Annotated in this window: 19 protein-coding genes and 1 pseudogene; 8 read left to right on the top strand and 12 right to left on the bottom strand. The window is 69.1% G+C overall.

The window, feature by feature from the left end; genetic code table 11:
- The 4 genes from IM708_RS05190 to IM708_RS05175 form a co-directional block, all read right to left on the bottom strand.
- Nucleotides 1-1,641, bottom strand: coding sequence for an ABC transporter ATP-binding protein (locus IM708_RS05190; RefSeq protein WP_209425263.1), 1,641 nt, complete (start codon nucleotides 1,639-1,641; stop codon nucleotides 1-3).
- Complete coding sequence (locus IM708_RS05185) at nucleotides 1,638-2,444, bottom strand: ABC transporter permease (RefSeq protein WP_245243017.1); 807 nt, start codon at nucleotides 2,442-2,444, stop codon at nucleotides 1,638-1,640. Before IM708_RS05185 ends, IM708_RS05190 begins: the two co-directional genes overlap by 4 nt.
- Before the next feature lie 80 nt (nucleotides 2,445-2,524).
- Nucleotides 2,525-3,469 carry an ABC transporter permease gene (locus IM708_RS05180; RefSeq protein WP_209425261.1) on the bottom strand — a complete coding sequence of 315 codons (945 nt, stop codon included), beginning with the start codon at nucleotides 3,467-3,469 and terminating at the stop codon, nucleotides 2,525-2,527.
- Nucleotides 3,470-3,529: 60 nt separating this feature from the next.
- Entirely contained in the window at nucleotides 3,530-5,146 is a 1,617-nt protein-coding gene (locus tag IM708_RS05175; protein ID WP_245243008.1) for an ABC transporter substrate-binding protein, read from the bottom strand.
- Between the two features lie 236 nt (nucleotides 5,147-5,382).
- Between IM708_RS05175 and IM708_RS05170 the strand changes: the two genes are divergently transcribed.
- The 4 genes from IM708_RS05170 to IM708_RS05155 all read left to right on the top strand — a co-directional run bounded on the left by IM708_RS05170 (nucleotide 5,383) and on the right by IM708_RS05155 (nucleotide 10,174).
- Nucleotides 5,383-6,684 (top strand): ArgE/DapE family deacylase, encoded by a 1,302-nt coding sequence (locus tag IM708_RS05170; protein ID WP_209425260.1) that lies wholly within the window; start codon nucleotides 5,383-5,385, stop codon nucleotides 6,682-6,684.
- An 11-nt stretch (nucleotides 6,685-6,695) separates the two neighbouring features.
- A complete protein-coding gene (locus IM708_RS05165) occupies nucleotides 6,696-8,186 on the top strand; it encodes a M81 family metallopeptidase (RefSeq protein WP_209425259.1) in 1,491 nt (496 codons plus the stop codon).
- Nucleotides 8,183-9,337: a M20 aminoacylase family protein gene (locus IM708_RS05160; protein WP_209425258.1), complete on the top strand. Its 1,155-nt coding sequence runs from the start codon at nucleotides 8,183-8,185 to the stop codon at nucleotides 9,335-9,337. The genes IM708_RS05165 and IM708_RS05160 overlap by 4 nt, the downstream gene beginning before the upstream one ends.
- A 339-nt stretch (nucleotides 9,338-9,676) precedes the next feature.
- Nucleotides 9,677-10,174, top strand: coding sequence for a VOC family protein (locus IM708_RS05155; RefSeq protein WP_209425257.1), 498 nt, complete (start codon nucleotides 9,677-9,679; stop codon nucleotides 10,172-10,174).
- A gap of 47 nt (nucleotides 10,175-10,221) precedes the next feature.
- Here the strand turns inward: IM708_RS05155 and IM708_RS05150 are convergent.
- The 3 genes and pseudogenes from IM708_RS05150 to IM708_RS05140 form a co-directional block, all read right to left on the bottom strand.
- Nucleotides 10,222-11,166 (bottom strand): annotated as a pseudogene (locus IM708_RS05150) (DUF3179 domain-containing protein).
- A gap of 231 nt (nucleotides 11,167-11,397) precedes the next feature.
- A complete protein-coding gene (locus IM708_RS05145; RefSeq protein WP_209425256.1) occupies nucleotides 11,398-11,892 on the bottom strand; it encodes a hypothetical protein in 495 nt (164 codons plus the stop codon).
- Nucleotides 11,893-12,047: 155 nt separating this feature from the next.
- Nucleotides 12,048-12,977, bottom strand: coding sequence for a hypothetical protein (locus IM708_RS05140; RefSeq protein ID WP_209425255.1), 930 nt, complete (start codon nucleotides 12,975-12,977; stop codon nucleotides 12,048-12,050).
- A gap of 282 nt (nucleotides 12,978-13,259) precedes the next feature.
- On the opposite strand from IM708_RS05140, the gene IM708_RS05135 reads away from it, so the two are divergent.
- The 4 genes from IM708_RS05135 (at nucleotide 13,260) to IM708_RS05120 (ending at nucleotide 17,019) form a co-directional block, all read left to right on the top strand.
- Complete coding sequence (locus IM708_RS05135) at nucleotides 13,260-13,871, top strand: sigma-70 family RNA polymerase sigma factor (protein ID WP_209425254.1); 612 nt, start codon at nucleotides 13,260-13,262, stop codon at nucleotides 13,869-13,871.
- A gap of 2 nt (nucleotides 13,872-13,873) precedes the next feature.
- Nucleotides 13,874-14,527 (top strand): NrsF family protein, encoded by a 654-nt coding sequence (locus tag IM708_RS05130; RefSeq protein WP_209425253.1) that lies wholly within the window; start codon nucleotides 13,874-13,876, stop codon nucleotides 14,525-14,527.
- A 280-nt stretch (nucleotides 14,528-14,807) separates the two neighbouring features.
- Entirely contained in the window at nucleotides 14,808-15,368 is a 561-nt protein-coding gene (locus IM708_RS05125; RefSeq protein WP_209425252.1) for a VCBS repeat-containing protein, read from the top strand.
- A 70-nt stretch (nucleotides 15,369-15,438) separates the two neighbouring features.
- A complete protein-coding gene (locus tag IM708_RS05120) occupies nucleotides 15,439-17,019 on the top strand; it encodes an ABC transporter substrate-binding protein (protein ID WP_209425251.1) in 1,581 nt (526 codons plus the stop codon).
- Here IM708_RS05120 and IM708_RS05115 read toward each other — a convergent pair.
- From IM708_RS05115 to IM708_RS05095, 5 genes are all read right to left on the bottom strand, one after another.
- Nucleotides 16,923-17,600, bottom strand: a complete 678-nt coding sequence (locus IM708_RS05115) for a plastocyanin/azurin family copper-binding protein (RefSeq protein ID WP_209425250.1) — start codon at nucleotides 17,598-17,600, stop codon at nucleotides 16,923-16,925. The two genes, IM708_RS05120 and IM708_RS05115, sit on opposite strands and share 97 nt — an antisense overlap.
- Before the next feature lie 113 nt (nucleotides 17,601-17,713).
- Nucleotides 17,714-17,989, bottom strand: a complete 276-nt coding sequence (locus IM708_RS05110) for a hypothetical protein (RefSeq protein WP_209425249.1) — start codon at nucleotides 17,987-17,989, stop codon at nucleotides 17,714-17,716.
- A 276-nt stretch (nucleotides 17,990-18,265) separates the two neighbouring features.
- Entirely contained in the window at nucleotides 18,266-19,435 is a 1,170-nt protein-coding gene (locus tag IM708_RS05105) for a C45 family peptidase (RefSeq protein WP_209425248.1), read from the bottom strand.
- Entirely contained in the window at nucleotides 19,432-20,514 is a 1,083-nt protein-coding gene (locus tag IM708_RS05100; RefSeq protein WP_209425247.1) for a PHB depolymerase family esterase, read from the bottom strand. Before IM708_RS05100 ends, IM708_RS05105 begins: the two co-directional genes overlap by 4 nt.
- 27 nt (nucleotides 20,515-20,541) lie before the next feature.
- The gene (locus tag IM708_RS05095) at nucleotides 20,542-20,958 is read right to left on the bottom strand and encodes a CopG family transcriptional regulator (protein ID WP_209425246.1); all 417 of its coding nucleotides are present in this window, start codon (nucleotides 20,956-20,958) and stop codon (nucleotides 20,542-20,544) included.
- Nucleotides 20,959-21,101 lie beyond the last annotated feature (143 nt).

Below are 21,101 nucleotides of genomic sequence, written 5' to 3'. Positions count from 1 at the left end.
TCAGGCGTCCTGTCTGGATTCGGAGAAGGGGCGGAAATTTGCGAAGTCCCAGTGCCGGCCGGGCGCGGCCTCGATCAGGGCCTTGGTATAGGGGTGCTGCGGGGTGGCCAGCACCTCGCCCGCGGGGCCGTATTCGACGATGACGCCGTGCTGCATGACGATCACGTCGTCGCAGATCTGCGCGGCGACGCCGAGATCGTGGGTGATGAACAGGATGCCGAGGCCGAGTTTCGCCTGCAGATCCGCCATCAGCCGAAGGACCTGCGCCTGCACCGAGACATCCAGCGCCGACACGGCTTCATCCGCGACCAGCACCTCGGGGTCCATGGCCAGGGCGCGGGCGATGGCGATGCGCTGGCGCTGCCCGCCCGAGAACTGGTGCGGAAAGCGGTCGACGGCCGAGGCCGGCAGATCGACCAGCGTCATCAACTCGCGCGCGCGGGCCATCGCTTGCTTGCGCGGCACGCCGAAGTTCAGCGGTCCCTCGATGATCGACTGGCCGACCTCGATCCTTGGGTTCAGGGACCGCATCGGGTCTTGGAAGACAATCTGGAACTTGCGTCGGTGCGGCTTCAACTCGCGCGGGGGGAGGGTGGCGATGTCGGTGCCGTCGATCTCGATCGTGCCCGAGGTCGGGTCGATCAGGCGCATGATGCAGCGCGCGACCGTGGTCTTGCCCGAGCCGGACTCGCCCACGATGCCCAGCGTGCGGCCCTTGCGCAGGGTGAAGGCGACCTCCTTGGCGGCGACGGTTTCGCGCGTCTTGACCAGCCAGCCGCCCTGCGAATAGACCTTGGTCAGCGCTTGGGTCTGCAGCACCACGGGCGCATTGTCGTCCGCACGCGGCGGGCGCGGCACATGACTGGGCACGGCCTTCAGCAACTCGCGCGTGTAGTCGGTCCGGGGGTGGCGCAGCAACTGTTCGGTCGGCTGCGCTTCCATCACCTCGCCCAGCTTCATCACGGTGACGTCGTCGGCGATGTCGGCGACGACGCCCATGTCATGGGTGATGAACAGGACCGCCGTGCCCTGCTTTTCGCGCAGTTCGCGCAGCAGCGAGAGGGTCTGCGCCTGGGTGGTTACGTCCAGCGCGGTCGTCGGTTCGTCCGCGATCAGAAGCTGCGGCTGCATGATCAGCGCCATGGCGATCATGATCCGCTGGCGCTGCCCGCCCGACAGTTGGTGCGGGTAGGAGCGGTAGATGCGCTCCACCTCGGGCAGGTGGACGGATTCCATCATTTCCAGCACGCGGCGCTTGCGCTCCTTCGCGCCCAGGTTCGAATGCGCCTCGAGAACCTCGTCGATCTGCCGGCCGACCTTTGCGACCGGGTTGAGCGCGGTCATCGGCTCCTGGAAGATCATCGACATGGCGGTGGTGCGCAGCTTGCGCAGCTTCGGCGCCGGGGCGTTGTGGATCGTCTCGCCCAGAAGCTCGATCCGCCCGGCGGTCATCTTCAGCGCCTTGGGCAGCAGACCCATGACCGCCAGCGCCGTGATCGACTTGCCCGAGCCGGACTCGCCCACGAGGCACATCGTCTCGCCGGGCTGGATGGTCAGGTCCAGCCCCTTGACCAGTTCCTGGTCGGCGCGGCCGTCCAGCGCGATGCGCAGGCCGCGGATATCGAGGACGGGTTTGTTCAACGGTCGATCCCCCGTTTGGCCATGCGCGGATCCAGCGCGTCGCGGACCGCATCGCCCAGAAGGTTGATCGACAGGATCGTGACCGACACGACCAGACCGGGCCAGAGGATGATGCCGGGATTGATCTGGAAGAAGAGCCGCCCCTCGGCCATGATGTTGCCCCAGGACGGGGTCTCGGGGTTGATGCCGGCGCCGAGGAACGACAGGATCGCCTCGACCAGGATCGCCGAGGCGCAGATGTAGGTGCCCTGCACGATCAGCGGCGCCACGGTGTTGGGCAAGAGGTGCCGGCGCATGATCAGCCAGCTCGACGACCCGGCGGCGATCGCGGCCTCGACATAGGGTTCCTCGCGCGCCGACAGCACGACCGAACGGACGAGGCGCACGACGCGCGGAATCTCGGGGATGGTGATGGCGATGAGCACGGTCCAGAGCCCTGCGCCCCAGAGCGAGACGATGGCAATGGCCAGCAGGATGTTCGGGATCGCCATGAGCCCGTCGACGAAGCGCATCAGGATCGCGTCGAGCCAGCGGATGTAGCCGGCCAGAAGCCCCAGCGCCAGCCCCGCCGCCACCGAGACGATGGCCGCGCCGACGCCCACGGCGAGCGAGATCTGCCCACCCATAACGACGCGCGAGAAAAGGTCGCGCCCGAAAGCGTCGGTGCCGATCCAGAAGGTGCTGTCGGGTCCGCGCAGACGCACCGACGGCGACAGCCGGCCCGGGTCATGCGGCACGATCCAGGGCGCAAAAATCGAGGCGAGGACGATGATCGCCAGCAGCACCGCAGCCAGCATCACCATAGGGCTGGATACCACGACTTCGCCGATCTTGCGCAGCGTCGAGGGCCGGTCGCCGCGGTCAATGGGAATTGCGGTGTCGGTCATTGATAGCGGATCCTCGGATCGAGAACGACATAGGCGATGTCGATCAGCAGGTTGACGACGACATAGACCAGCGACGCGAGCAGGATCACTGCCTGGATCACCGGATAGTCGCGGGCCAGAACCGCATCGACGGTCAGCCGCCCCAGACCCGGCAGGTTGAAGACGCTCTCGGTCACGACGACGCCCGAGATGATCAGCGCGAAGCCGATGCCGATGACCGTGATGATCGGGACCGAGCAGTTGCGCAGCGCGTGGCGCATCAGAACCCGGGTTTCGGACAGGCCCTTGGCATGCGCGGTGCGGATATAATCCTCGCCCAGGATCTCCAGCATCGAGGTGCGGGTGATCCGCGCGATCAGCGCGACATAGAGCAGCGTCAGCGTCAGCGTCGGCAGCGTGATGCGTTCGAGGAAGGGTTGCAGCCCGTCGGTGATAGACCGGAAGCCCTGCACCGGGAACCAGCGCAACTCCATCGCGAAGAAGGAGATCATGACGTAGCCGATCACGAAGACCGGCACCGAAAAGCCCACGACCGACAGCAGCATCACGAAGCGGTCGATCAGCGTGCCCTGCTTCCAGGCGGCGATGACGCCCAGCGGCACGGCGATGAGCACCGAAAGCGTGATCGTGGTCAGCGCCAGGCTGATCGTCGGCTCCATCCGGCTGGCGATCATCTGCAGCACCGGCGTGCCCGACAGCAGCGAAACGCCGAAATCGCCGCGCAGCATCCCCCAGATCCAGCTGAAGAACTGCACATAGAGCGGGTCGTCCAGCCCCAGCCGGGTCCGGATGAGCGCGATCTGCGCAGGGGTCGCGGCGTCGCCAGCCAGGATCGCGGCCGGGTCGCCCGGGGTCAGGCGCAGAAGCAGGAAGACGATCAGCGCCACGAAGCCCATGACCGGAATCGCGGCAAAGATGCGCTGCAGGATATAGCCGAACATGCCGGGGTCCTTCGGGGGTGGGGCCGCCCAAGTGGCGGGCGGCCCCGGTTCAGTCGGGCCTCAGTCGGCGCGGCGGATGTTCCAGAAGTAGGGCGCCGGGCCTTCCAGCACGCCTTCCAGTTCGCCGCGCCAGGCGGTCATGACGAAGTACTGACCGATCGGGGCGTAGTAGCCCTGCTCGTAGACATGCTCCTGGATCTGGGCGGCCAGCTGCTGCTGGTCCTCCAGCGAGGGGGCCTTGGCATAGGCCAGGCGCAGCTCTTCCAGCGGCGCATCCTCGGGCCAGCCGAACCAGCCGCCTTCCGAACCCTGACCGCCGACCATGTTGTTCACGATCGGGTTGAACACGTCCGCGCCCACCCAGTTGGTGATGAACATGTTCCAGCCGCCGTCGGCCGGGGGGGCCTGGTTGGCGCGCCGGCCGACCAGCGTCTGCCAGTCCATCGCCTGCAAGTCGACCTCGAAGCCGACGTCGCGCAGCGCCTGGGCCACCACGACTGGCTGCGTGCGCAGCGTCGAGACGTCGGTCGGATGCATCAGAACGATCGGCGTGCCGTCATAGCCCGCCTCCTCCAGAAGCGCGCGCGCCTGGTCCTGGCCGCTGCCATCGACCAGCGTCTGCCCTCCGACATCGCTTTCCAGCGGCGTGCCGCAGATGAACATGGCCCCGCAGAGGACATAGAGATCGGGGTTGCCGATCATCGCGTCCATCACGTCCTGCTGGTGCACCGCCAGGATCGCGGCGCGGCGGATGCGCGCGTCGTCGAAGGGCGCGTGCAGCGCGTTCGGGCGCATGATCGTCTGGTAACCCAGGGCGTTGAGGTTGGCGACCTCGATATCCGGGTCGGACTGCAGGATCGGCAGCAGGTCGGCCGAGGCATCCTCCCAGTAGTCGATCTCGCCGGCCATCAGCGCGTTGAGCTTGGTCTGGTCGTCGGGCATGACGATCCATTCGACCCGGTCGACATGCACGACCTTGCCGCCGGCGCCCCAGCTCGGTTCTTCGTCGCGCGGGACATACTCCTCGAACTTCTCGTAGACCGCGACGACGCCCGGCTGGAACTCGTCCTCGACCCAGCGGAACGGGCCCGAGCCGATCTGTTCGGGCACCTGCTCGGTCGACGGCGTGTTCGCCGCGAGACGCGCCGGCATGATGAACGGCACGTTCGACGAGGGTTTGGCGAGGCTGTCGATGACCAGACCGTAGGGTTCGGACAGGGTCATGACGAAGACATTGGCGTCCTCGTCGTCCTGGCCCATGTCGGCGACGAAGCTCATCAGCAGCTGACCCATCGCGTCGCGCTCGCCCCAACGGGCGATCGAGGCCGCGACATCCTCGCCAGTGACCGGCGCGCCATCGTGGAACATCAGCCCGTCGCGCAGGGTGAAACGATACTCCAGCCCGTCGTCGGAGACTTCGTAGCTGTCGACCATTTGCGGCTGCGCTTCCATGTTCTCGTCGAGCGCGAACAGCGTATCGTAGATCATGTAGCCGTGGTTGCGGCTCATGTAGGCGGTGGTCATGATCGGATCGAGCACGCGCAGCGCCGAATGCTTGACCGCCCGCAAGGTATCGGCCGATAGCGGCGTCGCCATTACCAGCGCGCTGGCGGTCGCCGCCATCAGAACGACCGGGCGCGAAAGCCCGCCGAGCATATTCGACAGTCCTGGAATCATCCCAATTCTCCCCATTGTCAGGCACCGCTTTCTCCCACCGAACCATTCCGGCCGGGTGCGGGTTTTGCCCTGAGGGCATCGTAGAGGCCGCGCCTTTCGCCTGTCAATCACCATGGTGGCGGGGACGGCGAAAGGTTCCGGTTCGAAAGAAACTGCCAAGCCGTGCGCGCGAGGGGCTGGAAATGCCTGCCGATCCGGCGCAAGTTGCACGCGTTCAGCAATCGCCGGAGTGCCGCATGCCCAATGCTAAAGACCCGAGCCCGGCAATCGCCGACATCCGCGAGGCCGTGGCCGCGCGTTTCGACGCGCAGACCGCGTTTCTGGCCGATTTCGTGCGCATTCCCAGCCTGCGATTCGCCGAAGGCCCGGCGCAGGACTTCATCGCCGACGCCCTGCGCGCGCGCGGCTACGAGGTCGACGACTGGACCCTCGACCTTTCCGACCTGGAAGCGCTGCCCGGTTTCGGCCCGATCGAAGGCGACTTTTCCCGCGCGCGCAGCGTCGTCGGCACGCATCGGCCCGCCAGCGTCTCGGGCCGATCGCTGATCCTTCAGGGCCATCTCGACGTCGTGCCCGAAGGCCCGCACGAGATGTGGACCCATCCGCCCTTCGACCCGGTGGTCAAGGACGGCTGGATGTACGGCCGCGGCGCCGGCGACATGAAGTCCGGCACCGTCGCTGCGCTCTTTGCGCTCGATGCGATCCGCGCCGCCGGGTACGAACCCGCCGCCCGCGTCCATTTCCAGTCGGTGATCGAGGAGGAGTCGACCGGCCTTGGCGCGCTTTCGACCTTGCAGCGGGGCTACCGCGCCGACCTCGCCGTGATCCCCGAGCCCTCGGACCTGACGATCAACCGCGCGCAGATCGGGGTGCTGTGGTTCAAGTTGCGCGTGCGCGGAAAGCCCGTGCATGTGGCAAAGGCGGGGGAGGGGTCGAACGCGATCCTCGCCGCCACCGACCTGATCCGCGCACTCAAGGGGCTGGAAAAGGACTGGAACGACCGCGCCGCCGAGGATGAGGTCTACAAGGATGTCCGCCACCCTCTGAACCTGAACGCCGGCAAGATCCGGGGCGGCGACTGGGCCTCCTCGGTGCCGGCCTGGTGCGACGTCGACTGCCGCATGGGCCTGCTGCCCGGCTGGTCGCCAGACGACTGCAAAGGCCGGATCGAGGCCTGCATTTCGGCCGCCGCGCGCGATCATCCGTTCCTGTCGAACAACCCGCCCGAGGTCGTCTGGAACGGCTTTCAGGCCGAGGGCTACGTGCTGGGCGAGGATGCCGAGCCGGGGCTGAAGGAAATGGAAGCGGCGCTGCACGCGGTAAAGGGCGCGCGCGCAAAACTGCGCCAGAACAAGATGACCGCGCTGACCGACACGCGCTTCTATGGGCTCTACTACGACATCCCCGCCTTCTGCATCGGTCCGCGGGCCGAAAACATCCACGGCTTCGACGAACGCGTCGATCTTGCCTCGGTGCGCGACGTGACCGAGGTGCTGGCCGTCTTCATCGCCCGCTGGTGCGGGCTCAACAAGCTCTGATCGGAGTCAGCATGCCGCGCATCGCCATCGGCGGGTTCCTGCACGAGACCAACACTTTCGGCCCGTCCAAGGCTAGCTATGCCGATTTCGATGGCGCGTCGGGCTACGGCCCCATCCGGCACGGCGACGAGGTCTTCGCGCATCTGTCGAACGTCAACGCCGCCATCGCCGGCGCCATCGCCGAAGGGCGCGCACGTGGCTGGGAGATGATGCCCGCGCTCTGGTGCGCGGCCTCGCCCTCGGCGCAGGTGACCGAGGATGCGTTCGAGCGCATCACCGGCGCGCTCATCGACCGGATCGCCGCGGCGATTCCGCTCGATGGCGTGTTTCTGGACCTGCACGGCGCGATGGTGACCGAACATCTGGACGATGGCGAGGGCGAGATCCTGCGCCGCCTGCGCGACCGCATCGGGCCGGATGTGCCGGTGGCCGTGGCACTGGACCTGCACGCGAACGTGACGCCCCTGATGTTCGCGCAGGCAGACCTGCTGGAAAGCTACCGCACCTATCCGCATGTCGACATGATCGCGACCGGCGCGCGCGCCGCGACCGTTCTGGCGCAAATGATCGAGACCGGCCGCAAACCCGAAAAGACCTTTCTGCAAGCCCCGTTCCTGACCGCCATTTCCTGGCAATCGACCTGGACCGACCCCGCCCGTGGCCTCTACGCGCGGCTGGCGGAGATCGCGCAGGACGTCACCGCCCTCAGCTTCAACATGGGCTTCCCGGCCGCCGATTTCCACGATTGCGGCATGTCCGTCCTCGCCTACGGCCCCCGCGCCGACGGCGCGGCCCATGCCATGATGGACGCTGTCGCCGCCGCCGAGCCCGACTTCCGCGGTCGCGTCTACAGTCCCGCGGACGGCGTGGCCGAAGCGCTGCGCCTCGCCGCCCATGCCCGCCGGCCGGTGGTCCTGTCCGACACCCAGGACAATCCCGGCGCCGGCGCCAATAGCGACACCACCGGCATGATCCGCGCGATGCTCGCGGCGGGCGCGCCGGGTGCCATTGGCAACCTCTTCGACCCGGCCGCCGCCCGCATGGTGCATCAGGCCGGCACCGGCGCCACGGTCAGGCTGGCGCTTGGCGGCCATTCGCAGCCCGGCGACACGCCACTGGAAAGCGAGTTCACCGTCGAGGTTCTCTCGGACGGCACCTTTCCCTGTCCAGGGCCGTTCTACGGCGGGCGGGTCATGCAGATGGGCCCCTCGGCGGCCTTGCGCATCGGCGATCTGCGCATCGCGCTCACCTCGGCCAAGGCGCAGATGGCCGACCGCGAGATGTTCCGCGCCCTCGGCATCCCGCCCGAGGAGGAAAAGATCGTTATCGTCAAGAGTTCCAACCACTTCCGCGCCGACTTTCAACCAATATCCGAAGCGGTGCTGGTCTGCGCCGCCCCCGGCCCGATGGCCGTCAACCCCGCAACCCTGCCCTGGCGCCGCCTGCGCCCGGGCCTGCGCCTGGAACCCCTGGGCGCCCCCTTCAACGGAGACCCCGCATGACCATCCCGCAGCGCATCACCGATTTCGCCGACGACCTGACCGCCATCCGCCGAGATTTCCACGAACACCCCGAGATCGGCTTTCAGGAGGTCCGCACCGCCGGCATCGTCGCCGCCAAGCTGCGCACCTGGGGGATCGAGGTGCACGAAGGCATCGGCAAGACTGGCGTCGTCGGCGTCCTGCACGGCAACCGCCCCGGCCGCACCATCGGCCTGCGCGCCGACATGGACGCGCTGCCCATCGACGAGCAGACGAACCTGCCCTGGTCCTCCAAGACCCCCGGCGTGATGCACGCCTGCGGCCACGACGCGCATACCACGATGCTGCTGGGTGCCGCCCGCTACTTGGCCGAGACGCGCGATTTCGCCGGCACCGCCGTCTTCATCTTCCAGCCCGCCGAGGAGGGGCTGGGTGGCGGCCGCGCGATGGTCGCCGATGGCCTCTTCGACCGCTTCCCCTGTGACGAGATCTACGGGATGCACAACTCGCCCTACCACGAACCCGGCATCGTCGGCGTCAAGAAGGGCCCGGCGATGGCCGGCGCGAATTTCTTCGACATCACCGTCACCGGCAAGGGTTGCCACGCCGCCATGCCCGAATCCGGCATCGACACCATCGTCATCGCCACCGCGCTGGTCCAGCAGTTCCAGACCATCGTCGCGCGCAACGTGCCCGCCGCACAACCGATCGTGCTGTCGGTCACGCAGATACACGCCGGTGCGGCCTACAACGTCATCCCCGACAGCGCCAGGATCGCCGGCACCGTGCGCTATTTCGACCGCAAGACCGCCGACATGGTCACCCGCCGGATGGAGGAGATCTGCAAGGGTCTCGCGAGCGCTTACGGGATCGAGATCACGCTCGACATGCGCAACGTCTTCGACGTGCTGGAGAACGACGCCGACCTGTCGAACGCGATGATCGCGGTGGCGCAGGAATTCGTGGGCGAGAAGGCGGCAATCAAGACCGACATCGTCATGGGGTCCGAGGATTTCGCCGACATGCTGCAGGTCGTCCCCGGCGCCTACTGCACCATCGGCCACGCCGGCTCGGTGCCGCTGCACAACCCCGGCTTCGTGCTCGACGATGCCATCCTGCCGCTGGGCGCCGCCATCTACGCCCGCATGGTCGAAACGCGCGGCGCCGCTTGAGCGGGGGGGGTGCTGCAAGCCGCATGCAGACGGCAGCCCGCCGCTTGGCGCCCCTGCGACTTATTGCGGGTTGAAAAGACCCGGGGTGAGCGGAGAGTCCCGGGCTGCATTCGGCATCCCGATGTGCAACGGGATGGTTCGAACGGCACGAATTCCTGAAGACCCTTCCTGGCTTCGGGTGATGGAAAAGCGCGGCCCCGTCCGCCCTCACTTCGGTGTCTTGGCGCAGACAAGCGCCGCCCGGGCACAAAACGCTTGGTCAACCGGCAAATCCAGTCGATCCTCGTCTCAGGCGGCCGACCACTTGGGGAATGTCGGATTCGATGGGGAGAGCCTGAAATGACCGACAGAAGCGAAGCACCCGCTGGAACCTGCGTGGGCCATGTCCATCTCCGCGTCTCCGACCTCGACCGGGCGATTGTCTTTTATCGTGACGTTCTGGGCTTTGCGCTCAACGTGAGGTTGGACAAGGCCGCGTTTCTCGGTGCGGGCGGGTATCACCACCATATCGGGCTGAACACCTGGGACAGCGCCGGCGCCACACCGCCGCCGCCCGGCCACACCGGGCTTTTTCACGCGGCCTTTCTCTATCCCGACCGCAAGGCGCTTGTCGCCGTGCTCAAGCGTGTGAAGGCGGCAGGCATCCCCTTCGACGGCGCGGCGCATCACGGTGTCAGCACCGCGGTCTACCTGCGCGACCCGGACGAGAACGGGGTCGAGCTTTATGTCGACCTGCCCGCGGCACAGTGGCCCCGCGACGCGCAGGGAAGGCTGATCCTGCGAAATGACCGCTTCTCGGTCGACGACTTCATCGCCGAGACCGACGCCGCGCCCTGACGCGGGCCAGTCTGACTGACTCGCGCGCTTCCGCCGCGGCCCACCGTTCACTCGGCCAGCATCCAGTCGCCGTGGGGGAAGAGGGCGTGGAAGGCGAAGGCGAAGGGGATGTCGTGGGGCAGGTTGCGGCCGGCCGCGTCGCGGACGCGGACGGTGCCGACGTCGCGGCCGCGGGCGATGTCGCGGGCGTCGAGGGCGGAGGCCTGGCCGGGGGTCCAGGTGAGGGTGACGCCGGCCTCGCGGATCTCGCCTTCGGCGCGCAGCCGCGCGAAGGTCCAGGCGCGGTTTTCCACGCGCACGACGCGGGCCAGCGGCGGGATGCCGTGCGGCGGGTCCTCGCCCTGATAGAGGAAGGGCCGGCTTGAGGTATCGTAGCCGGTGTAGGGATTGGTGCCGTAGGCGCGGCGCCAGTCGGGCTCGTCCATGACGAGGCCGCCCGGGTTGCGCGCGGTGAACTCGGCCCAGCTTTCCATCCAGGCCGGCAGCAGGGTCAGGCGGTGGCCGGTGAGTTCCCCGACGATCGCCTCGCCGGTGGCCTGCTGCCACCAGGTTTCGGTCTCGCGGTCGTACATGACCATGTCGGAATGGCGCAGCTTGCCGGTGACGCCGAAGCTGTGCGGGGTGGCGTCGATGGTGGCGTCGAAGACCATGGCCGAGTTGCAGAGCGGGCAGTAGGTGACGGCGATGGGGCGGCCGCCGACCCGGTCGTTGACGATTTCGTGCCACATCAGTTAGCGGATCGGATAGGCGCGGGGGGTGGCGCCCTCGGCCTCAAAGGTCATCACCGGCTCGCGGGGGTCGATGCGGGTCTCCTCGGCGGCGGCGAGAAAGGTGGGTTCCGAGATCGCGGGGATGCCGTCGCGCGGCGGGCCGCCGGAGATGATCTCGGAAAGATCGACGCTGGCGGTCTCGAAATCGGTCATTGGGAACTCGGCGCGCCATTGCGGCGGGACCTGGGCCGGCGCCGGAGCGGCGATCAGCGTGGCGACCAGCGTGGCGGCGAGGGTCCATGCCGCCGGCCTCGCCCGGCGCGGCGGGGGTTCGTCGGGCGGTTTGCTCAAGCTTGAGCAAAGCTGCAACATATTGATTGCAAGTGATAACGGTTTTTTTGTTAACCGGAATGAAAGCTTTGATTCCGGTGTCGCGCGGACGGATTCCGCGCGCGGGGCCAGGTTTTCATCCTGTCGGGGCACGGCGGCGTGTCGGGGCATGGTCGGACCTTTTCAGTCGATCTGCAGCGGCGTGTCGAAGGCGCCGGCGGCGGAGCGGCAGTCGCCGGCATCGGCGGGCACCATGACCGAGGCGCGGCGGCAGAGCACGACCTCGAAGCGGCCGGCCAGGCGCGGCGCGGGGCCGCGCAGCGCGACGTCCTCCAGCACGATGGCGCCGGGTGGCGGCAGGTCGGCGGTCTGCCAGTAGTTGCGGAACCCGTCGGGCCGGTAGGTCACGCGGGCGTCGAGCGGTAGGGTGCCGGGCGCGGCATCGGGGGGCAGCGCGATCTCGATCACCAGCCGGGCGGTCTCGGCCCCGGCTTCCCCCGCAGCCTCGATCCCCACGGCGTCGAGCATCGAGAACCGGGTGATCCCGGCCCCGCCGGCAACCGGCGCGAGGCGCGCCGGCGCGCCGGGGAAGTCGAGGGTGAGCCAGCCCTGCGCCGGCGCCGGCGTGGCGGCCAGTGCCGTGATCAGCGAGGCGGCGAGGACGGCGGGTCTGGACATGGCACTCCGATCCCGTTCGGGGCAGGCGCGGGAGGCGCCCCCGGTGGCACTCGCTCGGGCCTGTTTTCGCCCGGGCCTGTCTGCGCCCGGGCCGGATGGCACCCGGTGCTGATTGCGCCGGGCCGGCCGCGTTGCCTGCCCCGGCGCGGTGGCGGTCAGTCGCGGACGCGATACGCCTCGTCCATGAACAGCAGGTCGTCGGTCTCGTAGCTCATGCCGATATGGCAGTCGGCGCAGAACTGCATCGCGGCCGCGTTCTGACCCAGCGTCCGCCCCATGAGCGCGCCGTCGGGCAGGATCGCGGTGTAGATCCAGTCGTTGGTGTCGGGCGAGGTGCCGGCCTCGGCCTTTTCCATCAGGAAGAGGGTTTCCCAATAGGCCTCGCCGTCCGCGCCGATGCTGAAGGTCGGCTTGGCGACGATGCCGCCCGCGGGCATCGCGTCGATCTCCTCGTACTGGCCGTAGACCTCGGCGGCGATGGCGTTGGCGTGGTTGGTGGCGTACCGCTCGCCATGCGTGAACGAGATGTAGGGCACCGCGGCGAAGTTCTGCCAGCCTGCGAAGCCGCGCCCCTCCGGCCGGTCGGACTCGGCCCAGGCGGCGGCGATCGCCGGCGTCCCGCCGCCGGCCTCCATCGCCTGCATCGCGTCCATCATGCAGTCGTAGAGCGCGCGCAGGTCGTCCTCGCCGATATCCTCGGCAGGCGTGTCGGCGCCGGCCTCCTCGAGGGTGCAGCCGCTGGCTGCGCCTTCCGCCTCGGCCTCGGCTTCGCCTTCCGCCTCTCCCTCGGCTTCCGCTTCGGCCTCGCCTTCCGCTTCAGCCTCGGCTTCGCCCTCGGCTTCGCCTTCCGCCTCGCCCTCAGCTTCCGCTTCGGCCTCGCCTTCGGCTTCCGCTTCCGCCTCGCCCGCGGCGGCGGCCATGAAGTATCCGCCGCTCTCGCCGAAGGCATCCGCCATCAGCGCGGGGCCCGCGGTGATGCCGAAGGCGGCGATCATCGCCGGGGGGATGAAGGTCCGGCTTCTGGACAGCCGGGCCAGAAGCGTGGTTTCCCGCGTGTCGGTTCGGTCGTCCGGGTTCGGTTGCATGTCGGTCTCCCTCTGTCGCTGCTGGCGGTCTTGCCCGTCGCACCCCGTCGGCGACGGCGGGCCCGGGGCCTGCGCATGGCTTTCGCCTGCACGCGGGCCCGAGCGGTGCTGTTCAAGGCTTCGGCCGGGGCGCGACAAAGGTTACAGGCGCCGGCGTTTTTTTTCACAAAGGGGATTTTTTTCCGCAAAGATGTAACCCGAGGCCCCGCGTGGCGTATCCTGAAGGGAACGCGGCGCCGCGCCCCCAGGGCCGACGCCCGACGCGAGAGGAGACTCGAGCCGATGGAGACGGTCACGCAAGGCGCCACCGACGCCCAGACCGGCAGCGCCCCGACCCGGCACGCCGCGCTCGATGCGCTGATGCGGGCCGCGCAGGCGGGCGACGAGCGCGCCTATCGCGCGCTGCTCGAGGAGGTGGCGCTGCGCATGCGGCGGCTGGTCTGCGCCCGTGCGCCCTGGCTGGGGCGCGCCGATGTCGAGGATATCGTGCAGGACATCCTGCTGGCGCTGCACAGCGCGCGCGCCACCTGGGACCCGGCGCGGCCGTTCATGCCCTGGATCGCCGGCATCGCGCGCAACCGGCTGGCCGATCACGCGCGGCGCTACGTGCGCCGGCAGGCCTTCGACGAGGCGGCGCAGGACCTGGCCGAGGTGTTCTCGACCACGCCCGGGCAGACCCATGCCGAGGGGGTGGTGAACCTGATGTCGGTGCGCCGGGCGATGGACGGGCTGACCAGCGGCGAGCGCGACGCGTTCGAACTGGTCCGCCTGCGGCAGATGTCGCTGGCCGAGGCCGCGACGAAGCGCGGCTCGACCGTGGGCGCGATGAAGGTCGCCGTCCACCGCGCGACCCTTAAATTGCGAGCGGCCGTCGGAAGGGATGGCAAGGAGTAGAGATGAGAACCGAAGACCTGATCGACAGACTGGCCCGCGACGGCGGCCCGGTGCGCCCGCTGGAGGCGCCCGTGCGCCGGGTGCTGGTCTGGCTGGCGGTGGCGCTGGGGTTTGCCGCGGCGATGGTCTGGGCGATCGGCCCGCGCCCGGACCTGGCCGAACGCCTGACCGAGGCGCGCTTCCTCTACGAGCAGAGCGCGGCGCTGGCCACGGCGGCGGCCGCGGCGGCGGCGGCGCTGGCGCTGACGCTGCCCGATGCCTCGCGGCTGTGGCGGTTCCTGCCGGTGATCCCGGGCGCGGCCTGGCTGGGCACGCTGGGGCTGGGGTGTTTCCGCGACTGGGCGCGGATGGGCCCCGACGGGCTGCGCCTGACGCCCGATCCGGAATGCTTCTTCTACATCGCGCTGATCGGCTCGCTGCCGCTGCTGGTGCTGGTGCTGATGCTGCGCCGGGGGGCGCCCTTGCGGCCCTCCTGGACGCTCGGATTGGCGGCGCTGGCGGCGGCCGCGATCGGCAATTTCGCGCTGCGGCTTTTCCACATGGAGGACGCGGCGCTGATGGTGCTGGTCTGGCAGGTGGGCGCGGTGGCACTGATCGCCGGGATCGCGGCGCTGGCCGGCCGCGCCATCCTGCGCTGGCCGGGGCTGCCGGCGTGAGCCGCGCCGCTTGGGCCCCAGTCGGGGGATGAGCCGGGCCGCGATCCGGGCGCTCGTGCTGGCCGCGGCGCTGGTCGCGGGTCACGTTCTGCCCGCCGCCGCGCAGGGGCCCACGGTCCTGTCCTAGGGGGCGGCGGCGTTCCACCCCTGGCCGCTGCGCGCGACGCTGGCCGCCCCGACCGACCGCTACCCGCACAACGTCCTCGGCCCGATCCCGGGCTTTGGTGAACTCCGCGTCGAGATCGCGGTCTGCGGCGATTGTCCCGACCCGCGCCGCATCGTGCAACTGACCCAGCCCGAGACCCACGTCTTCGAGGATGTCGCGCCGCGCTTCTGGGACGTCACCGGCGACGGGCGGCCCGAGATCGTGGTGGTCGAATCCCACGCGCGCCTCGGCGCGCGCCTCGGCGTCTGGACGCTGCGCGCGCCCGGCGCACCGGCGGAACCGCTGATGCGCCGGCTGGCGCGTTCGGACTTCATTGGCACCCGCTTTCGCTGGCTCGCCCCGGTCGGCGCCGCCGATTTCACCGGCGACGGGCGGCGCGAGATCGCCTATGTCGAAACCCCGCACCTGGGCCGCACCCTGCGGCTGGTCCGTCTGCAGGGCGACCGGCTGGTCGCGGTCGCAGCACACCCCTGCGTGACCAACCACCGCATCGGCGACCCGTTCATCGCCGGCGGCCTGCGCGATTGCGGCGCGGGACCCGAGATCGTGCTGGCGCGCCCCGACTGGTCGCGCGCCGTCGCGCTGCGCTTCCGGAACGATCGGTTCACCGAGACCGACCTCGGCCCGATCGCGGGACCCGAGGGGCTGGACGCGCATCTTTCCTGCCCGCCCTAGCCGCTTGCCGCCGCCGGAAGGCGGGCCTACCATCAGAACGATCAGTCCGATAATCTGGGAAGGACACCCGATGCTCCGCACCACCCGCACCACCCGCCTGCTTGCCACCGCCGCCGCCGCCGCCATCGGCCTGGCCGGAATGGCCGGCGCCGAGACCTTCCGCTGGGCCAGCACCACCGACCCGCAGACGATGGACCCGCACGCGGCGAACGTGGCCACCGTCACCTCGTTTCTCAACAACATCTACGAGGGGCTGGTCCGCCGCGACGCGACCATGGCGATCGAGCCGTCGCTGGCGACCTCGTGGGGGCCGCTGCAGGACGAACCCGGCTGGCGCTTCCACCTGCGCGAGGGCGTGACCTTCCACGGCGGGCAGGCGTTCACCGCCGATGACGTGCTTTTCTCCTACGAGCGCGGGATCTCCGAGCAGTCCGACGTGCGCTCCTGGTTCGCGCCGGTGACCGAGGTGCGGGTCGTCGACGACTTCACCATCGACTTCGTCACCGCCCTGCCGAACCCGCTCTTTCCCGAGAGCATCGCCAACTTCCTGATCCTCGACCGCGGCTGGGCCGAGGAGAACGGCGCCGAGGTGCCGGCCCGCGACGCGGAGAAGCACACCACCCGCAACACCAACGGCACCGGCCCCTTCGTGCTGACCGCGCGCGATCCGGGCGTGCGCATCCGGCTGGTGCCCAACCCCGACTGGTGGGACGAAGCCACCCACAACATCACCGAGGCGATCTTCACCCCGATCGACAACCCGGCGACGGGGCTGGCGGCCCTTCTGTCGGGCGAGATCGACAAGCTGTCGCCGATCCCGATCCGCGACGTGTCCCGCCTGCGCGAAACGGACGGCATCGAGACCTTCGAGGGGCTGGAGACGCGGGTGATCATGCTCGGCTTCGGCCACGACCACGACGATCTGCGCTATTCCACCGACCTCGAGGGCGAGAATCCCTTCCAGGACGTGCGCGTGCGCCGCGCCGTCGCGCAGGCGATCGACGTGGGCGCGATCAACCAGGTGCTGATGTCGGGCATGGCCGAACCGGCGAGCCAGCTTCTGCCCGCCGGTCTTTCGGGCTATTCCGAAGCCCATGACGCCCGCCCCGACTTCGACCCCGACGCCGCCCGCGCGCTGCTGGCGGAGGCCGGCTACGGCGAGGGCTTCAGCTTCGGGCTGCGCTGCACAAACGACCGCTATCTCAACGACGAGGATGTCTGCCAGGCGATCACCGGCATGCTGCAGCGCGTCGGGCTGAACGCGCAGCTGGAAACCATGCCGGTGCGCAACTACTGGGGCGAGTTGCGCGAGGGCAATTTCGACCTGTTCCTGCTCGGCTGGTCGCCGGGTACCTTCGACGCCGAACATCCGATCCGCTTTCTGGCCGCGACGCCGGACGGCACGCTGGGCAGCTGGAACTTCGGCGCGTATTCGAACGAACGGATCGACGAGCTCTTGCCCCTGATCCAGAGCGAGCTGGACGCGCAGGCGCGGCAGGACATGCTCGACGAGGTCGCCGGCATCCTGCAGGCGGAGGTCGCCTATGTGCCGCTCTATACCGAACCGCTGGTCTGGGCGGCGCGCGACGGCATCGACCTGGTGCAGCGGCCCGACAACTTCTTCATGCTGCGCTGGGTGACGGTGGAATAGGGCGCGCGACCCTCAGCCGAGCCCTTCGCCCTGTGCCAGGGTCGTGCGAGGGCTTCGACCTCGGCCAGGATCGCGTCGAAGCGCCGCTTCAGCGGGCGCGGCGCGAGGTTCTCGCCGGCCGCGCGCACGGCATTGAGGTTGCGCGTGAAGTCGCCGACCAGAACGACGCCCATCATCCCCATCCCCCGGTGCGGCCGGCAGAAGTAGCCATGGGTGCCCTCGGCGGCGAACTGGACGGTCAGCGCCTCGTTGACCGGGGCGCGGAACGGCTCGACATCCTCGGGCAGCATGTCGGGAAAGCTCTCGACATTGTGGCCGCGGTCGACGGGGACGAAACGGATCCGGTCGCCATGTGCGATGCGCAGGATCTCGGGGCGGTAGATCATCCGCCGGCTGCGATCCTCGGGGTGGATGTTCCGCGCCTCCACCCGGTGTTCGGCCGCGGCCTGCACGCCGCGGGCGGAGGCCAGCGCGACCGCGCCCGCCGCGCCCATCAGCAGCAAGGTCGCGCGGCGCGTGGGCAGCGGGCGGGGCAGGGGGCGGGCGGCGAGGACGCCGGCCGGGGGCAGGGCTCGGGACATGGCGTTTCTCCTGACGGGCAAGTGGGGGGCGGCACGGTTGCGCGCTCGGGCGTCGCCCGACCCCGGTGGACGTGCCCCCGGGGCCGGGCCGTGACGCAAGCGGCGCGCCGCGCTCACCGCCAGGCGGGCAGCAGCCACGGACGCTCGCGGATCACCGCGAGCGCTTCGTGGCGGGCCTCGGCCCGGTTGGCGTGATCGCGCGAACCGACGATCGCGGCAAGTTCGTGGACCTGCTTCTCGCTCAGCCCGCTCAGCCGGGCCTCGGGCACCAGGCGCCGGATCTCGCTGCGCTCGGCCGTGGTGAAGGCGTCGGCCGCGGTCATCGCCTGCGCCGCGCCGGCGCCGAGGATGAAGGCGGTGACGGTCAGGGCAGTGGTCAGGGTTTTCATGGTGATCTCCTTGGTTGACGTTGCATCGGGTTCTCTTGCTTCCCGTGCCCATGAATTCGCCCCAACCCGGCCATCGTTACCGACGCCGCCCGCACAGGCACGTGAGGCCTGCGCGAGAGGCACGTGACCTCTGCGCGCAGAGGCCCGCCGTTCCGCAAGCGCCGCCCGCGCCGCGCGCCGTCAAGGTGCCAGCCATCTGCCATACGCTTGCCATACACCTGCCATACGTTTGCCAGCACCTGCGAACGTTGCGTTATCAGGGCCCGTTTCGCGCGTTCAGGCGGGGCAGGCGGCGCGGCGCGTACCGCCTGTGGCATGCGCGACCTGCGCAAGATAGGCGGCGATCGGCTGCCCCCGTCCCGCGGCGAAATCGCGCCCCACGGCCAGCCAGTCGACCCGGGCCGAAAGCGACCAGTCCGGGACGTCCGCCGCCGGTGCAGGGGCGGTGCAGGCCGGCCGCGTCTGGGTGGGAACGGCAACCGGCGTGACCAGCGAGACCGTCCGTCGCCCCTCGACAAAGGCATCAAGCGACTGATGCCATTGCTCTTTCGGCCAGAGGAGGCGCATCGATCCGCGAACCGGATCGTATTCCGCCGTGAACAGCGTGCCGAACCCCGCGTCGAATCGATCCTGCCTGAGCGGCGCCTTCAGGAACTGCGCGTGCAGCGTCTGCGGGGGGCTGGCAAGGCGCTGAAGATGCGCGTGCCGCTCGTAGGTGCGCGAGAAATCCGCCCCCGCGGGACGCCCGGCGCCGGTCTGATGATTGGTCGCGATCGCCTGTGGCATCCGCCGCGCGCCGCCGCCCGGCAACACCTCGACACTCGCCGTATCGCCCCCGCGATCAGCCAGCACGACGTTATAGGCCATGTGCGACGGCACGCGCATGAGGATCTTCACCGCGTCCTCGACCGTCGTGCAGGTCTCCAGCAAGTAGCGCAGGATGGTGGTGATGCCGAAGCCTTGCCCGACTTCGGTGCGCCCGCCGTAGGCCAGCGCGACCGAAAGGCCGGCGTCGTTGATCCCGTCCGACAGGCCCCAGAGGAATTCGACCATGCCCATGACGGCCCGGCCCGTCCATTCGCTGCGCAGCAGGAACCCCTCGTTCAGGTCGGGCGACAGGTCGTAGTTGCGCACCAGCCTGACTTCGGCCCCGTCGGCCAGCGCGGCGAGAGAGCAGCCGCCCAGGTACCGCGGCGGGCACCAGGTTGAGAGAAACTTCGCGGCGCGGTCGGTGTCGCCTGCAAGCGCGAGCAGGCGGTTGTAGACCGGCAGAAGCTCGGGCATGTGCTGGGCGAGGGCGGCGCGGCAGGCCCGGCGGTCCGGGCCGGCGTCGCCGCCGCGGGCGACGAACCAGCCCTCGTAGGCCGGCCACGACCGCTGCCAGCGCCCGCGCCACTTGGCGCCGGGTTGCGCTTCGGCCACCGCGTCAAAGGTCATGCGCGTCATCGCAGGTCCTCCGCCGTCAGGTCGAGGAAGAAGCGGATCATCTCGGCGCTCGCATCCGGGCCGGCGGGATCGGCATAGGAGCCGGCGCCATCGCCACCGGACCAGGCATGGCCGAGGCCGTCGACTGTCCAGTGCTCTGCCAGGACCGTTCCGCCGGTATCGCAGGTGATGACACGCCGATAGCCCCGGCCGGATTGCACGCCCGTTTCCGTCGTCTCGATTGTGTCCATGGTGGCGCCGGCGCGTCGCGCGATCCGGCTGCTGTTCGATGGATGGACCGTCCGATCCGCGTCGCCATGAAAGACGATCGTGCGACGGGCCTGGGCAGGGGGTTGCACGCTGGCGAGGTGCTGCATGTCGCCACCCATCGCCGCAAAGGCCGTCGGCACGTCATGCGCAGCCCCGAAAGGAAGGCCAGAATGGGCGCCGACCGCGGCGAAAAGGTCCGGATAGGTCTCGCCCAGGATCACCGCCATGGCGGCCCCAGCGGAAAGGCCGGCGACAAAGACGCGATCCGCGGGAACCGCGTGTTCGGCCATCGCCAGACGGGTGATCCCGGCCAGGATCTCGGGCTCGCCACGGTCGCGTCGCTGGTCGCCCTTGCTGAACCAGTTCCAGCAGGTCTGCATGTTCGCGCCGCGCGCCTGCTCGGGGTAGATCACCACCAGGCGGTGCGCCTCGGCCAGGGTGTTCATCTGTGTGCCGATGGCGAAATCCTCGGGCGTCTGGGTGCAGCCGTGCAGCATCAGGACGATCCCCTGCACCCCGTCGCTGGCCGAGGCCGGGACGTAGTGGCGATAGTCGCGGCTGCCGGTGTGGCCGGTGAAGGTGGCGCTGCGGAACTCGGCGCCCTCGGGCAGTTCGATCCGGGGCGCGGGGCGGCGCGGCAAATCCAGACCCGTGGGCGGCAGGTTCAACCCGTTCATCAGGTCGGTCAGGGTCGCCCCGTCGCCACCCTGATCCACCCAGAGCCCGTGGCGGGATAGGGTCTGGCGGACGAGGTCGTTTGCGGCCTGCATGCGCTGCGGGCATGCGCCATCGGTCGCCGGACGCAAAGCGCCGGCCTTGAAATTCAGCATTGTCGTGTCCTTTGGTTGATGCGCGGCTTAGCGGATGCGGTCGGCCAGCGCCTTCTTGATTTCCGCGCTGGCCTGCAGCGCGCCGAGTACCGTAATCGAGCCGATGGTCTGTTGGGCGAGTTCGGGACTCACGTCTGCGGCGATGCGGGCGAGGCCCACGACCTTGACGTGCAGCACCTCGCCCGCGTCGCGCAGCGCCTCCAGATCGGCGCGTGAATAGTCCCGCAATCCCAGTTCCATCGTGTGCCGTTCCACCGATTTCGAGACGATCTCGGCATGCGTATCGATCTGGTTGCGGATCGCCGTTCGGATGAAGTCGCTGCGATTGGAATAGAATCCCTCCTGCACCAGCAGATCGATCCGGCCGAGGTCCACATAGCCGAGATTGATCGTTATCTTCTCGTTCTCGGGCAGTCTGTCGCGAAGCTGTTTGACGTTGCTCATTGCAATCTCCATCCGTGTGGATGGTATATGGATGTATATCTCCCCTTCTGCAAGCGGGAAAGGCGCAACGACGGCGGTTTTTCTGTCGGGCTGTCCATCGCGGGGTCGTAATGAGGCCGGGCATGTAGACGCGGCGGACGCCT

The organism is Pararhodobacter sp. SW119, from assembly GCF_017811755.1.
Lineage (GTDB): Bacteria > Pseudomonadota > Alphaproteobacteria > Rhodobacterales > Rhodobacteraceae > Pararhodobacter.
Note: the sequence above shows the minus strand (reverse complement) of the source record. Positions and strands in the feature narration are given on the sequence as shown.